Origin of the sequence: Janthinobacterium sp. HH106, assembly GCF_001758725.1 — a bacterium.
Classification (GTDB): domain Bacteria; phylum Pseudomonadota; class Gammaproteobacteria; order Burkholderiales; family Burkholderiaceae_D; genus Janthinobacterium.
In genome coordinates, this window is record NZ_LRIC01000005.1 from 1 (window position 1) to 14,094 (window position 14,094).

11 protein-coding genes are annotated in these 14,094 nt (G+C 62.6%); 1 reads left to right on the plus strand and 10 read right to left on the minus strand.

Going from position 1 to position 14,094, the window contains the following annotated elements:
• The 7 genes from JAB8_RS28845 to ccsA all read right to left on the minus strand — a co-directional run.
• Positions 1-571: hypothetical protein (locus JAB8_RS28845; RefSeq protein ID WP_175445157.1), on the minus strand; the 571-nt coding region annotated here is incomplete at its 3' end.
• Positions 572-1,308: 737 nt separating this feature from the next.
• Entirely contained in the window at positions 1,309-2,460 is a 1,152-nt protein-coding gene (locus JAB8_RS03915; protein ID WP_034780261.1) for a ribonucleotide-diphosphate reductase subunit beta, read from the minus strand.
• Positions 2,461-2,578: 118 nt separating this feature from the next.
• Positions 2,579-5,530 carry a ribonucleoside-diphosphate reductase subunit alpha gene (locus JAB8_RS03920; RefSeq protein ID WP_070218583.1) on the minus strand — a complete coding sequence of 984 codons (2,952 nt, stop codon included), beginning with the start codon at positions 5,528-5,530 and terminating at the stop codon, positions 2,579-2,581.
• 391 nt (positions 5,531-5,921) lie between these two features.
• Positions 5,922-6,533, minus strand: coding sequence for a 1,6-anhydro-N-acetylmuramyl-L-alanine amidase AmpD (ampD, locus tag JAB8_RS03925; protein ID WP_070288601.1), 612 nt, complete (start codon positions 6,531-6,533; stop codon positions 5,922-5,924).
• Positions 6,511-7,590 carry a sigma-54 dependent transcriptional regulator gene (locus JAB8_RS03930; protein WP_070288602.1) on the minus strand — a complete coding sequence of 360 codons (1,080 nt, stop codon included), beginning with the start codon at positions 7,588-7,590 and terminating at the stop codon, positions 6,511-6,513. Before JAB8_RS03930 ends, ampD begins: the two co-directional genes overlap by 23 nt.
• 119 nt (positions 7,591-7,709) lie before the next feature.
• On the minus strand, positions 7,710-7,964 hold the full coding sequence (locus JAB8_RS03935) for a PP0621 family protein (protein WP_070218586.1): 255 nt from the start codon (positions 7,962-7,964) through the stop codon (positions 7,710-7,712).
• Entirely contained in the window at positions 7,961-8,764 is an 804-nt protein-coding gene (ccsA, locus tag JAB8_RS03940) for a cytochrome c biogenesis protein CcsA (protein WP_070288603.1), read from the minus strand. The genes JAB8_RS03935 and ccsA overlap by 4 nt, the downstream gene beginning before the upstream one ends.
• A gap of 333 nt (positions 8,765-9,097) precedes the next feature.
• Here ccsA and JAB8_RS03945 point away from each other — a divergent pair, with 333 nt between their 5' ends.
• Positions 9,098-9,637, plus strand: a complete 540-nt coding sequence (locus tag JAB8_RS03945; protein WP_139142936.1) for a hypothetical protein — start codon at positions 9,098-9,100, stop codon at positions 9,635-9,637.
• Positions 9,638-9,711: 74 nt separating this feature from the next.
• Here the strand turns inward: JAB8_RS03945 and JAB8_RS03950 are convergent, their stop codons facing one another.
• From JAB8_RS03950 to JAB8_RS03960, 3 genes are all read right to left on the minus strand, one after another.
• Complete coding sequence (locus tag JAB8_RS03950) at positions 9,712-10,656, minus strand: ABC transporter substrate-binding protein (protein WP_099410811.1); 945 nt, start codon at positions 10,654-10,656, stop codon at positions 9,712-9,714.
• A 236-nt stretch (positions 10,657-10,892) separates the two neighbouring features.
• Complete coding sequence (locus tag JAB8_RS03955; protein WP_070288605.1) at positions 10,893-12,887, minus strand: MacB family efflux pump subunit; 1,995 nt, start codon at positions 12,885-12,887, stop codon at positions 10,893-10,895.
• Between the two features lie 5 nt (positions 12,888-12,892).
• Positions 12,893-14,080, minus strand: coding sequence for an efflux RND transporter periplasmic adaptor subunit (locus JAB8_RS03960; RefSeq protein WP_070288606.1), 1,188 nt, complete (start codon positions 14,078-14,080; stop codon positions 12,893-12,895).
• Positions 14,081-14,094 lie beyond the last annotated feature (14 nt).

Below are 14,094 nucleotides of genomic sequence, written 5' to 3' on the forward strand. Positions count from 1 at the left end.
GCTTCGCTGCTGCCTTGGCTGCAGGTTTCGCTGCGGCTTTTTTCACTGCTGGCTTGGCGACAGCTTTTGCTGCTGGCTTCGCTGCGGCTTTGGCGGCCGGCTTGGCTGCAGGTTTTGCTGCGGCTTTTTTCGCTGCTGGCTTGACTGCTGCCTTGGCGGCCGGCTTGGATGCTGCCTTGGCTACAGGTTTCGCTGCGGCTTTTTTCACTGCTGGCTTGGCCGCTGCTTTGGCGGCTGGTTTTGCCGCGGCTTTTGCTGCTGGCTTGGCCGCTGGTTTGGCTGCGGCTTTTTTCGCTACAGGCTTGGCTGCTGCCTTGGCTGCAGGTTTTGCTGCGGCTTTTGCTGCTGGCTTGGCCGCTGGTTTGGCTGCGGCTTTCGCTACTGGCTTGGCAGCCACTTTTGCTGCAGGCTTGGCTGCGGCTTTGGCGGCCGGTTTTGCTGCTGGTTTCGCTGCGGCTTTGGCAGCTGGTTTAGCGGCAACCGTCTTCGCTGCGGCTGCCGGCTTCTTCGCGGCAGGAGCAGCCTTGGCGGCTGGTTTCTTTACTTCTGATTTCTTAGCGGCTGTTGCCATTTGTCTCTCCTTCATCTGAGATGAGAAATTTAAGCTACAAGATTTAAACCCGTCCGACCCACCACAGGGATAGGCCAGGCGAATTATTCATCGGCACAAACGGTCGTTTGCGCTAATGAATTCGGCACCAGCTGAACTGCTGCAACTCCTCACGTTTGCAGCACTTCAGCCATCGTCGGTGCCACCCTGCTTTATCTCGCAGCTGGTGGCAAAGTCTGAATTCGGTCATTCGTTTTCGATGCCGTGCGTTTTTCGCTCCTCGCATCGCGCTCGCCACAACACCGATGCGTCAAATAAAAAACCGCCATGCCTGAAAAAATTCGGGCACGGCGGCAGACGAAAACGGTGTGGTTTTGTGCATATCCGTGTAAATCTGTATCCCTGTTTTGCGAGGTTTTTTCGCTACCGCGCTGGTTAAAAAACCCCGCATTCTAACGCTCGCATTTGCAATCTCATAAAGTACACGAAAACCTTGTCAATGCGCAACCGGCACGACACGTTTTCGCCCGCTTTTTTGCACGATACGCGTGCTATCGCACAATCGCGCGGCAAATGCCGCCGCCAGCGTCTCCGGAAATGCTTTTTCGGGTGTGCGATGCGGCCATGCGCGGCATCCGGAAATCCTGGCGCAGGCCTCGTCGCATGCACCGATGATGCGCGCATTTTTGCGCCGCCACGCACGCAAAAAAAAAGCGCCGTCACGATGACGGCGCTTGTTGGCGTAGCCTGAAAAAGGATTACTCCCAGTTCAGCGCACCACCCGTTTGATACTCGGTCACGCGGGTCTCGAAGAAGTTGCGTTCCTTCTTCATGTCGATCATCTCGCTCATCCACGGGAATGGATTTTCTTCCTGGGCGAACAGCGGCTCGATGCCGATCTGCTGCGCGCGGCGGTTGGCGATGAAGCGCAAATAGCCCTTGAACATCGGCGCGTTCAGACCCAGCACGCCGCGCGGCATGGTGTCTTCCGCGTACGCGTATTCCAGTTCCACGGCCTTCATGAACAGGTCCTTGATCTCTTCGCGGAAGGCGGCCGTCCACAGCTGCGGGTTTTCCATCTTGATCGTGTTGATCAAGTCGATGCCGAAGTTGCAGTGCATCGATTCGTCGCGCAGGATGTACTGGTACTGCTCGGCCGCGCCCATCATCTTGTTCTGGCGGCCCAGCGCCAGGATCTGCGTGAAGCCGACATAGAAGAACAGGCCTTCCATCAGGCAGGCAAACACGATCAGGGATTTCAGCAGCTTCTGGTCGTTTTCCACCGTGCCGGTGACGAAGGCCGGGTCGGTCAGGGTGTTGATGAACGGGATCAGGAATTCATCCTTGTCGCGGATCGACTTGACTTCGTTGTAGGCGTTGAATATCTCGCCTTCGTCCAGACCCAGCGATTCGACGATGTACTGGTAGGCGTGCGTGTGGATCGCTTCCTCGAACGCCTGGCGCAGCAGGTACTGGCGGCACTCGGGCGCCGTGATGTGGCGGTAGGTGCCCAGCACGATGTTGTTGGCGGCCAGCGAGTCGGCGGTAACAAAGAAGCCCAGGTTGCGCTTGACCAGGCGGCGCTCGTCGTCCGTCAGGCCGTTCGGGTTTTTCCACAGCTCGATATCGCGCTGCATGTTCACTTCCTGCGGCATCCAGTGGTTGGCGCAGCCGGCCAGGTATTTGTCCCACGCCCACTTGTACTTGAACGGCACCAGCTGGTTGACGTCCGTCTTACCGTTGATGATGCGCTTGTCGTCGGCATTCACGCGGCGCGCCACTTGCTCGGCGTTCGCTTCGGACGGCTCGGCGCCGGCCGGCAGGTTCAATTCGGTATTTCCCAACGGCGCTTGCTGCGCCGGACGCGGCACAGCTGCCGACGTGGTTTCATCATCCCAAGACAACGACATATTCTTCTTCCTTTCCATGCCGGCGAGCCGGCGATCCGCAACAGGCCCGTTGAATCGGACAATACGGACATTGACAACATTGAATCAGCCCAGAAGTTCTGGGCTGACAACTAAAATCTTACTGGCAGGCTTCGCACTCTTCGAAACCGTCATCACCGGGACGCAGATAGCAGGCTTCGCCATCGGCGTCATCCGCCGCCGCCGCCACTACCGGCGCCACGGCCACTGCTGCTGCCGCCACAACGGCTGCCTGGGCGCTCTGTGCGCTGGCCGACATGCCGCCGTCGACTGCCACGGCGTTCAGCGCGCCCGTCTTGGAAGTCGATTTCTCCATGTGGGTGGCGGCGATGGTGCGCAGGTAGTAGGTGGTTTTCAGGCCACGCAGCCATGCCAGCTTGTAGGTCTCGTCGAGTTTCTTGCCCGAAGCGCCAGCCATGTAGATGTTCAGCGACTGGGCCTGGTCGATCCACTTCTGGCGACGCGAAGCCGCTTCCACCAGCCAGCTTGGCGACACTTCAAAGGCGGTGGCGTAGATATCGCGCAGGTCTTGCGGGATGCGGTCGATCTTCACCAGCGAGCCGTCGAAGTATTTCAGGTCGGAGATCATGACTTCATCCCACAGGTCGCGCGCCTTCAGGTCGCGCACCAGGTAACCGTTGATCTCGGTGAATTCGCCCGACAGGTTCGATTTCACGTACAGGTTCTGGAACGTCGGCTCGATACAGGCCGAGACGCCGATGATGTTCGAAATCGTCGCCGTCGGGGCGATCGCCACGCAGTTCGAGTTGCGCATGCCGAACTTGGCGATGCGCTCGCGCACCGGCGTCCAGTCCATGGCCGACGAGGAATCGACTTCCAGGTAACCGCCGCGCTCTTCGGCCAGCAATTTGACCGAGTCTTGCGGCAGGATGCCGCGGTCCCACAGCGAACCGGCGTACGATTCATAGCGGCCGCGCTCTTCGGCCAGTTCCGTCGACGCCAGGTAGGCGTAGTAGCAGACGGCTTCCATCGAGGTGTCGGCAAACGACACGGCGGCGTCCGAGGCGAACGGCACGCGCATCATGTGCAGGCAGTCCTGGAAGCCCATGATGCCCATGCCGACCGGACGGTGGCGCATGTTCGAGTTGCGCGCCTTGTCGACGGCGTAGTAATTGATGTCGATGACGTTGTCCAGCATGCGCATGGCGGTGCGGATGGTCTTGGCCAGCTTGACGTGATCGAGCTTACCTTCCTTCATGTGCGCCGGCATGTTCACGGAACCGAGGTTGCAGACGGCGATTTCGTCAGGGCCCGTGTTCAGCGTGATTTCCGTGCACAGGTTCGAGCTGTGGACGACGCCGACGTGCGACTGCGGGCTGCGGATGTTGCAAGGATCCTTGAACGTGATCCATGGGTGGCCCGTTTCAAACAGCATCGACAGCATCTTGCGCCACAGGTCCAGCGCCGCGATCTTCTTGAAGACGCGGATTTCGCCGGCGGCGGCCTTGGCTTCGTAGCCCAGGTAAGCCTGTTCAAAAGCCTTGCCGACCTTGTCGTGCAAGTCAGGCGTGTCCGACGGCGAGAACAGGGTCCAATCGCCTTTTTCCATGACGCGCTTCATGAACATGTCGGGAATCCAGTTCGCCGTGTTCATGTCGTGCGTGCGGCGGCGGTCATCGCCCGTGTTCTTGCGCAGGTCGAGGAATTCCTCGATGTCCATGTGCCAGGTTTCCAGGTAGGCGCAGACGGCGCCCTTGCGCTTGCCGCCCTGGTTGACTGCCACGGCCGTGTCGTTGACCACTTTCAGGAACGGCACCACGCCTTGCGACTTGCCGTTGGTGCCCTTGATGTGGGCGCCCAGGGCGCGCACCGGCGTCCAGTCGTTACCCAGGCCGCCGGCGAACTTGGCCAGCAGCGCGTTGTCCTTGATGGCGTCGTAGATGCCTTCCAGGTCATCGGAGACGGTGCTCAGGTAGCACGACGACAGCTGCGAGCGCAGGGTGCCCGAATTGAACAGGGTCGGGGTCGAGCTCATGAAGTCGAACGAGGACAGCAGGCTGTAGAACTCGATGGCGCGCGCTTCGCGGTCCGCCTCGTTCAGCGCCAGGCCCATGGCCACGCGCATGTAGAACGCCTGCGGCATTTCGATGCGCACGTCCTGGATGTGCAGGAAGTAGCGGTCGTACAGGGTTTGCAGGCCGATGTAGCCGAATTGCAAGTCGCGGTCGGCGACGATGGCTTTGGCCAGGCGCTCCAGGTCGAAACTGGCGAGCACCGGATTCAGCAGCTCGGCGGCGATGCCCTTGGCGATATATTGCGGGAAATACGTCAGGTATTCGGCGGCGGCGGCCGCTTGCGGCACTTCCTTGCCGAACACTTCCTTGCGCACCGTGTGCAGCAGGATGCGGGCCGTGACCTGGCTGTAGGCCGGGTCTTTTTCCATCAGCGCGCGCGCCGCCAGGATGGCCGACTTGTGCAGCTCTTCGACGGGCACGCCGTCGTACAGGTTCTTCACCGTTTCAGCCAGGATGGCGTCGGCATCGACGTGCTTTTCCAGGCCGGCGCAGGCGGCGTTGATCAGGTCGCGCACTTCCTGCATGTCCAGCAGGCGGCGCACGCCGTTGTCGGTGACATTTAATTGTGGTGCGGAAACTTGTGCGGACGCGCCTTGCGCTTCCTTCTGCAGGCGGCGCTCTTCCATGTGCTTGGCGCGGTACAGCACGTAGGCACGCGCCACATCGTGCTCGCCCGAACGCATCAGCGACAGTTCCACCTGGTCTTGCACGTCTTCGATATGGAAGGTGCCGCCGCCCGGATGGCGACGCACCAGCGCGGCGACGACGCCGTCCGTCAGTTGCTCCACCAGTTCGCGGATGCGTGCCGAGGCGGCGCCCTGGCCGCCGTTAACGGCCAAAAACGCCTTGGTCATGGCGATGGCGATCTTCGAAGGCTCAAATGCCACCACCGCGCCGTTGCGGCGGATGATGCGATAGTCGCCCAATGCCGCGCCCGTGCTCGCCACGCTGTTGGCCGCGCCTGGCGCTGGCGATACTGGCGTTGGATGGATGGAAATATCTTGTGGTGATTGCATTGAAGCTCCCGTTGTCAGCTAAAGTCAGCCTGCAGTTTTGCTGCCGCGTGTGTTGTTGAATAGAACGCCCGATGGTCAGGGTTTCTTCAGGTATTTGTTGCTAAATAGTAAATTTATAATGCATAAAACAGGTCAGTATCCATAGCGCCACACCGTACTGCCCGGCTGGCGCAAAACATGATCAAGGGTGATAAACCGCCAGTTCCAGTGCTTTATCAGCAATCTGGGTAGCTTTGATAATAATTCTGAAAACGTCTGTGATGGCACTAGATATAGTCTTTATATCCAACTTCTGCACTAATTGTAGTGCCCATCGAAGGGCGATGCAATAGTTTTCCAGCATCCGCCGGCGTAATTTTTTGTATTTTCATATACGATTTCGGTTGACTTTTCAGGGCATGGATGGAAAGCCCAATCCCCGCGAAGTAAGCGCTAACGCAGGCTGCCCGCGCAGGGTTTCCAGCCAGCACTCTTGATAAAAATGCCAGTCAAAAAACGGCCCCGGATCCGTCTTCCTTCCCGGTGCGATATGCTCGTGGCCGCGCACATGGGACAGCCCGTGGCGCGCCACCAGCGCCGCCGTCAGCGCCGCCAGCACATGGTATTGCCGCCGCCGGAAAGGCACATCGTCCGCGCCCTCCATTTCGATACCGATGGAATAGCCATTGCACTGCGGGCGTCCTTCGAACACGGACGCGCCCGCATGCCAGGCACGTTGATCAGTAGAAACATATTGCAACAACGCACCATCGCGCCGCACAAAAAAGTGCGCCGACACCTGCAAGCCACGCAGGTCGGCGAAGGAAGGATCGGCATTATAATCTACCCGGCCCGTAAACAAGTCCGACACATGCGGCCCGCCAAAGCGGCCACCCGGCAAGCTGATGTTATGAATCACCAGCAAGTCGACTTGCGCACCGTCCGGACGCGCATCACAGTACGGCGAGTCATAGCGCAGCGCGCCGTCGCACCAACCGTCTTCATCTATCGTCCATCCGCTCATCAAGTAATGCTTCCTGTATCGTCAATTTCTGCATGCGGTAACGCAACTGGCGCACGCTCAGGCCCAGCTGACGCGCCGCCCGCGCGCGGTGATAACGCGCCTGGACCAGCGCCTGCATGATCATGTCGCGCTCGGCTTGACGCAAATACACGTCCAGCGGCAGGACCGGGCCCACGCCATATGCCGCCATGCCGGGCAGGCACAGTTGCCGTTCCGGCAAGTCCGGCAATGCCGGCGCCGCCCGCAACGGCATGCTGCCCGGCGCGGATGGCAAGGCCAGCCCGTCGAGCGCGATCACGCCGCCGTCGGCAAAGGCCAGCGCCCGCTCCAGCACGTTTTCCAGTTCGCGCACATTACCGGGAAACGCATACGCGGCCAGGGCCGCCAGCACGGGCGGCGCCAGGCTCACGGCCCGGCGTGGCGACAGGCGCGCCAGGATCACCTCACATAATACCTGCAGATCGCCGCGCCGTTCGCGCAGCGGCGGCAGCGCCAGTTCGATCACATTGAGGCGGTAAAACAGATCCTGGCGAAAGGTGCCGGCGGCCACGCCGCGCGCCAGGCCATGCTGGCTGGCGCACAGGATGCGCACATCGACGGCTTCGTCGGCACTGCCGCCCAGCTTGCGCACGCGGCGCTCCTGCAGCACGCGCAACAGTTTCACCTGCATGGCCAGCGGCAGGTCGTCAACTTCGTCGAGCAGCAGGCTGCCGCCATGGGCCGCCTGGAACAAGCCCTGGCGCTCGTGCAGCGCGCCCGTGTAGGCGCCCGGGCGGCAGCCAAAGAATTCCGCTTCCATCAGCGCTTCGGGTATGGCGCCGCAGTTGACGGCGATAAACGGGAAGCCGGCGCGCGCGCCCTGCGCATGGATGGCGCGCGCCGCCAGTTCCTTGCCCGTGCCCGATTCGCCGCGGATGGCCACCGGCGCGCCGCAGCGGGCGATGCGGCTTATCTGCGCGCGCAGCGCCTGCATGGGCAAGGAATTACCGCTCAGTTGCGGCGCCGGCGGCATGCCGGTGGTGGTCACGGTCTGCTGGCTGGTGCGGGGACTGGACATGGGAGCGCGCCTTTCTGCAATGGCGGTGGCGAACCGCCTGCTGCAGATGCTACGCCGGACGAATGCCGGAGGTCGTTACGATACGGATGAGCAACGCGCGCGAAGCTGCGCGCTTGCCCTTACACGGTGGCGTGCGCGTGGCTGCAGTAATCGTGACCCTTGGCCTGCACGTTTTCCGAGGCCGGATAGTAGACGCCGCAATGGGCGCAGCACAGCATCAGCTCGGCATCGGGCAATTCCTGCGGCCGGCCCGGCGGCGCAAACGGATTCGGCGGCTGCTGCGCGCGGGCGCGCTGCTGCATGCCCCGGATCTTGCTGCGGATAGCAAACAGCACCAGGAACACCAGCGCCAGCCAGAATAAAACACGTGTCATGCGAATCCTCGGTGTAAAACCACTTCCAGTACAAAACGGCTGCCGACATAGGCCAGCAACAAGGTGGCGAAACCGGCCAGGGTAAAGCTCAGCGCCGTCTTGCCGCGCCAGCCGCGAAAGCGGCGCCCCGCCAGCAGGGCGGCAAACAATAACCACGACAGCATGGTAAACACGGATTTGTGATCCCAGTTGAGCGCCTTGCCAAATAATTGCTCGGAGAACACGATGCCCGACAGCACGGTCAAGCTGAGCAAAATAAAACCGAGGCCAATCATGCGGAACAGCAGCTTTTCCATCGTCAGCAGGGCGGGCAGCTGGTCCAGCGCCGTGCCGATGAAGCCGCGGCTTTCGCTGCGCGTATGCAGCCGCGATTCCTGCAGCGCCATCAGCACGGCGTGAAAGGCGGCGATCGTCAAGGTGCTGTAGGCGAGCACGGCCACGGCGATATGCCAGCCGAAGACGGCCGACTTGCCTTCCATGCTGACCTGGCTGCCGGGAAAGGCCCAGGCCAGGCCGATGGCGATGACGGCGCTGGGCATGACCATGCGGCGCAGGCCGTCCAGGCTGAAATTGCGGTTCTCTATCCAGTAGGCGCCCACCGAAACCCATAGCGCGGCCGACAGCATGGCGGAAAAACCGAAGCGCAAGGTGCCCGGCGCCATCAGGTCGAACCACAGGGTGGCGGCGTGCGCCAGCCACGCGACGCCGGTCAGGCCGGCAATGAGCCGGGCACGGGACGAGGGAAGCACCGCGCACGCCGCATACAACAGGGCGGCGATGAAAAAGAAATAGATCTGCATAGTTTAAGTTTACACCATAGCCGGCAAGCGCGATTCAAGCGACAGTATGGGCTGCAGGCAATTCGCCGCCAGCCGATACCGCAAGCCTGCCATGATATCGTGCCTCGGGCGCGGCGGGGTGGCGCACCCTCAAGATTTCGGCAATCTTTCCTGCGGCGCACTGCCACCGCGTCACGGCCACGTTGCCATCTGGATGAGCCAGCCCTATAATTATGTCCATAGAGCAACAATCTTTCACTTTTCGCCACTCGCCCCCCCACCGCCATGTTTTCTTTCAAAAAAATTTCCTGGACCTGCCTGCTGCTGGCCGCCTGCACTGTATTAAGCGGTTGCATGAAAGATGCGCCGTCCCAGTCCACCTACGAAGAGTATTTCCGTACCTCGATCCAAAGCTATGACCTGTACAAGGAGTACTTCGACATCGCGAAGCTGGAAAAGCTCAATGGCTGGAAAGAGAACGAGCAATATGAAATCAAGGGCTCGGCCGTGCTGCGCGCCAAGGTGGGCTACCTGGAATTGCTGGCCGACGTGGCCGACAAGCTCGAAGCGCAGGCCAAGACGGACGGCTCCGTGGGCATGACCATGGGTTTGGGCCTGATGGCGCGCGGCATGGGCGGCGAAAACAAGGTGTTCCGCGAATTCTGGACGCGGCAGCAGGAAAAGAAGGCGATTCCCGCACCGCTGCTGGCGCGCCAGGCGGCGATGACGGCCGAGCGTTTCGAGAACCTGCTGCAATGGTCGGACCAGCTCGTGCAAGACAATTACGGCGCCATCATCAGCCGCCAGCTCAAGAAGGGCGATGAACTGACGCGCATCTACACCTTGAGCTTCCGGCAGACGGAAAAAGGCTGGATGGGTTTTAACGCCCGCTAAGGCCACGCCTCCACAAAAAGAACCTCCGCGCCATCGCTGGCACGGAGGTTTTTTACATTACATGGTTGCCTGATTTACTTCACGTTCAGGCTCTTTTTCGCCTGCTCCAGCAAGTCCGTCTTGACCCAGTCCTTGGCCACGGGCGGTTTCGTCATGCGGCCCACGCCCGTTTTCACCATCACGTCCGTGGTGACCTGGATATGCTCGGGCGAGATGTCGTACGAATACGGCGAATTGCTGATCGCGTCGTCGAAGTCATCCTTCGTGATCTGACCGCGGAACACGACTTCACGCACATACTTTTCCGCCGTCGCCTTGTTGTCGATAAAGGTTTTCGTCGCTTCGACGAAGCAGCGCATGAATTTTTCCGCCACGGGACGGCGTTCCTTGTAGAACTTTTCCGTCATCACCATGGTCCGCACGGGCTCGCCGATCGGCGTGTCGTACGGTTTGATGACTTCGGTGCCAAAGCCCTTGTTGATCGCCTGCGACGATTGCGGCTCCGACTGCATCATGGCGTCGATATTCTTGCCCATCAGCGCCTGGTTCAAGTCGGCGTAGGCGAGAAACACCAGCTGCACATCCTTGCCCTTGGTTTCCGAGTACGTCAGGCCCGCCTGCGACAGCTCGGCCAGCAGCAGCACTTCCTGGATGCCGCCGCGCGTCACGCCCACGCGCTTGCCCTTGAGTTCCTTGACGCTGGCGATCTTTTGCCCGGCGCCCGCCACCAGGCGCGCGCCGCCCTTGGCAAAACCGGCCACCACATAGATCGGCGCGCCGCCGGCGCGGCCGGAAATGGCCGCTTCGGACGCCGTCGCGCCCACGTCCAGCTCGCCCGCGATAATCGCCTGCATCACGTCGAGGCCCTTGGCGAAGACATGCTCTTCGACCTTGATGCCGCACTTGGGCGCGATTTCCTTGATGTACGACACGGCGCCGTAATGGGCGAATTTCAAATTCCCCAGGCGCACGACTTCCTGCGCCTGGGCCTGCACCGCGCCCATGCCGAACGCCAGCATGAGGGCGGCGGCAATACCGGTCTTCAGGGTTGATTTTTTCTGCATCGGGTTCTCCTGTGGTGGTTGGTATGTGCCCGCAAGGGCACAGCTATGCGAAACACGGCTTCTTATTATGGGGAGATAGTACCGTGTGTTGAGTCAGGAGCAATCTTTTTTATGGAAAGCCTGCCTTGGCGCTGTTGCAGCAGCGCAAAGACAGGCGAATCCGGGAGCAGCAAGCCCGGCTGCATGAAGCGTTACTGTCCCGCCAGCGCCACCACCGGATCGAGTCCCGACGCCTTGCGCGCCGGCATGAAGCCGAACACCAGCCCCGTCACTACGGCGCAGGCAAATGCGCCGGCGATGGCGCTGAGCGAAAAGATTACGGGCACGTCCCAGACCAGCAGCAGGCCGGCCACCGTCACGCCGACCACGATGCCGGCCACGCCGCCCACCACCGACACCAGCACGGCTTCGGTGAGGAACTGGCGCAGGATGTCGCGCCGGCGCGCGCCCGTCGCCATGCGGATGCCGATTTCCCGCGTGCGCTCGCGCACCGTCATCAGCATCACGTTCATGACGCCAATGCCGCCCACCACCAGCGAGACGGCGGCGATCAAGCTGAGCATCATGGTCATGTTGTCCTGCGTCTTGGCTTCGGCGGCGATCGACGCGGCCGCGTTGCTGATGCCGTAGTCGCGGATGCGGTGGCGCTCGAACATGGTGGCGTCGACCGCCGCCTCGACCTCCGTCACGCGCTTGACGTCGTCCACCGCCATCACCGTGTACGTCGGCTCGCGCTGGCCGAAGACGCGGATGCCGGCCGTGGAAAACGGCAGCAGCAGCACGTCGTCTTCATCCTTCTCGCCCGTCAGCGCGCCTTTCGCGCTCATCACGCCGATCACCTGGAACGGCACATTGCCGATCAGGATGCTCTGCCCCACGGGGTTGGCCACGTCGGGCATCAGCTTTTCGGCCAGGTGCGCGCCCAGCACGGCCACGGTGGCCATCTCGCGCTCGTCTTCCTCGGTAAAGAAACCGCCCTTGGCCACGGGCCAGGTCTGGATCTGCGGCAGGGCCGGCCCCGTGCCGCGCACATAGGTCTGCACGTCGAGGTTACCGTGGCGTATCACCTTGTTGCCCGTGACATTCGGCAGCACGTGGGAAATGCCAGGCACGTCCTTGAGCGCATCGAGGTCGGCCAGGGTGATGCTGCGCCCGGGGATGCGCGAGCTTTCGCCGCGCGACGCCATGTACAGCAGGTTCGAGCCGAAGGCGCCCAGTTGCGCCATCACTTGCTGGCGCGTGCCGAGGCCGATGGCCAGCATGACGATCACGGAAGCGACGCCGATGACGATGCCCAGCAAGGTCAAGCCCGTGCGGAAACGGTTGATCCACAGCACGCGCCAGGCGGCGCGCGCCGCGTCGAGCAATTCCGTGCCCAGCGACGCGCCCGTGTCATGGGAGGCGCGCGACATGTCCAGCGGCGGCAGGGCCGTCGACGTGGCGGGAATGGCGATGGCGCCCGAGTCTGCGATGATTTCGCCGTCGCTGATCTCGATCACGCGGCGCGCCTGGGCCGCCACCTTGCGGTCATGCGTGATGAGGATGATGGTATGGCCCGCGTCGGCCAGTTCGCCCAAGAGGGCCATGACTTCGGCACCGCTGCTGCTATCTAACGCCCCCGTCGGTTCATCGGCGAGGATGATGCGCCCGCCATTCATCAGGGCACGTGCGATCGACACGCGCTGCTGCTGCCCGCCCGACAATTGATTCGGCCGGTGGTCGAGCCGCTCGCCCAGGCCCAGGCGCTTGAGCAGCGCTTCCGAGCGGGCGTGGCGGGCCGCGGCCGGCATGCCCGCGTACAGGGCCGGCACTTCCACGTTTTCGCGCGCCGATTCCGTGGCGATCAGGTGATAACCCTGGAAGACGAAGCCGAACGCTTCGCGCCGCAGCCACGCCAGTTCATCGGGATTCAGGCTGGCCACGTCCTGGCCGGCGAAACGGTAAGTGCCGTCGCTGGGCCTGTCCAGGCACCCAAGCAAGTGCATCAGGGTCGATTTGCCGGAACCGGACGCACCGACGATGGCGACGAATTCGCCGGCGCCGATAGCCAGGGTCAAGCCGCGCAACACTTCCACGGCCGGCGCGCCATCGTGGCCGCCGTAGCGCTTGCGGATGCCGGCAAGCTCGATCAGGGGCGCCGCCTGGCCGCCTTCTCCGCTTTGTCCCAGAGACGCGGCCTCGTTCATCGCGCTCACAGCTGGAACCTGCTGCTGCCGCTGCCGGCCGGCTGCTCGCCCGTGACCAGCAATTCGCCTTCGCGCAAGCCTTGCAGCACTTCCGCGCTGAGGCGGTTGCGCACGCCCACGGTGACGGCGCGCGTATCGACCTTGCCGTCCGCATCCATCACGCGGGCCGTGAACTGCCCCGGCTTGGCGCCTTCTTCCGTCGATGGTTTCAGGGCCGGCAAGGGCACGGCCAGCACATTGTTCGCCGCTGCCGTGACGAACACCACTTGCGCCGTCATCTGCGGCATCAATTCGCCATCGGCGTTATCGACGTCGAACAGCACGGTATACAAGATCACCTTGCTGGTTGACGGCGCCAGGGCCGTGCCGGCGGCGGAACCACCGGGCACCGGCGGCGCCGGCAGCACTTGCCGCACCTTGCCGCTCCAGCGCCGCTGGTCGCCGCCCAGGGTGGTGAAGTACACGGGCATGTCCGGGCGCACGCGGCGCACGTCCGCTTCCGACACTTCCGTCCATACCGTCATGGCAGACAAATCGGCGATGCGCAGGATGTTCGGCGTCTGGTAGGTGGCGTTCAGGGTTTGCCCCTCTTTCGCGTCCAGGCCCACCACCTTGCCGGCCATCGGCGCGTAGATGCGCGTATAGCCGAGGCGCGCCTCGTCCGCCTTCAGGCTGGCCTGGGTCTGATCTATCTGCGCCTTCAGGTGATCGATCTTGGCGCCGGCCGAGGCCAGGGTGGCTTCGGCCGTCTCCAGGTCGGCCAGCGGCGTCGAATCGAACTTGGCCATCTGCTTCTGGCGCACGTGCTGCTGGCCCGCCAGGCGATGCTGCGCCTGCTGGTCGGCCAGCTGCGCGCGCAAGCCCGCCAGCGCGGCACGGCCCGCGTCGACCGTGGCTTGCTGCACGCTGGGGTCGATCTCTGCCAGCAACTGGCCTTTTTCCACGGCGCTGCCCGGCTGCACGTGCAGGCGCGTGATCTGGCCCGACACCTGCGCACCCACGTCGACATAGGTTTGCGGCTGCAGGGTGCCGATGGCCGTGACGCTGGCCTCGATATTGCCGCGCTTGACGGGTGCCGTGTCGAACACGGTGGCCGGGCCGCGCGTGGCCCACAGTGCGCCGGCGCCAAACAGCGCCAGCAAGACCACGCCGCCGAGGATGCGGGCGCGGCGCGAAGACAGGCGGGCCGCCATCAGGCAGCCGCCTT

Excerpts from the sequence above, each read along its gene's own strand:
- JAB8_RS03920 (WP_070218583.1), bottom strand. The coding sequence starts at position 5,530 with ATGCAATCACCACAAGATATTTCCATCCATCCAACGCCAGTATCGCCA.
- JAB8_RS03945 (WP_139142936.1), top strand. The coding sequence starts at position 9,098 with ATGAAAGATGCGCCGTCCCAGTCCACCTACGAAGAGTATTTCCGTACC.
- JAB8_RS03915 (WP_034780261.1), bottom strand. The coding sequence starts at position 2,460 with ATGTCGTTGTCTTGGGATGATGAAACCACGTCGGCAGCTGTGCCGCGT.
- ampD (WP_070288601.1), bottom strand. The coding sequence starts at position 6,533 with ATGAGCGGATGGACGATAGATGAAGACGGTTGGTGCGACGGCGCGCTG.
- JAB8_RS03930 (WP_070288602.1), bottom strand. The coding sequence starts at position 7,590 with ATGTCCAGTCCCCGCACCAGCCAGCAGACCGTGACCACCACCGGCATG.
- JAB8_RS03935 (WP_070218586.1), bottom strand. The coding sequence starts at position 7,964 with ATGACACGTGTTTTATTCTGGCTGGCGCTGGTGTTCCTGGTGCTGTTT.
- JAB8_RS03955 (WP_070288605.1), bottom strand. The coding sequence starts at position 12,887 with ATGAACGAGGCCGCGTCTCTGGGACAAAGCGGAGAAGGCGGCCAGGCG.
- JAB8_RS03950 (WP_099410811.1), bottom strand. The coding sequence starts at position 10,656 with ATGCTGGCGTTCGGCATGGGCGCGGTGCAGGCCCAGGCGCAGGAAGTC.
- ccsA (WP_070288603.1), bottom strand. The coding sequence starts at position 8,764 with ATGCAGATCTATTTCTTTTTCATCGCCGCCCTGTTGTATGCGGCGTGC.
- JAB8_RS03960 (WP_070288606.1), bottom strand. The coding sequence starts at position 14,080 with ATGGCGGCCCGCCTGTCTTCGCGCCGCGCCCGCATCCTCGGCGGCGTG.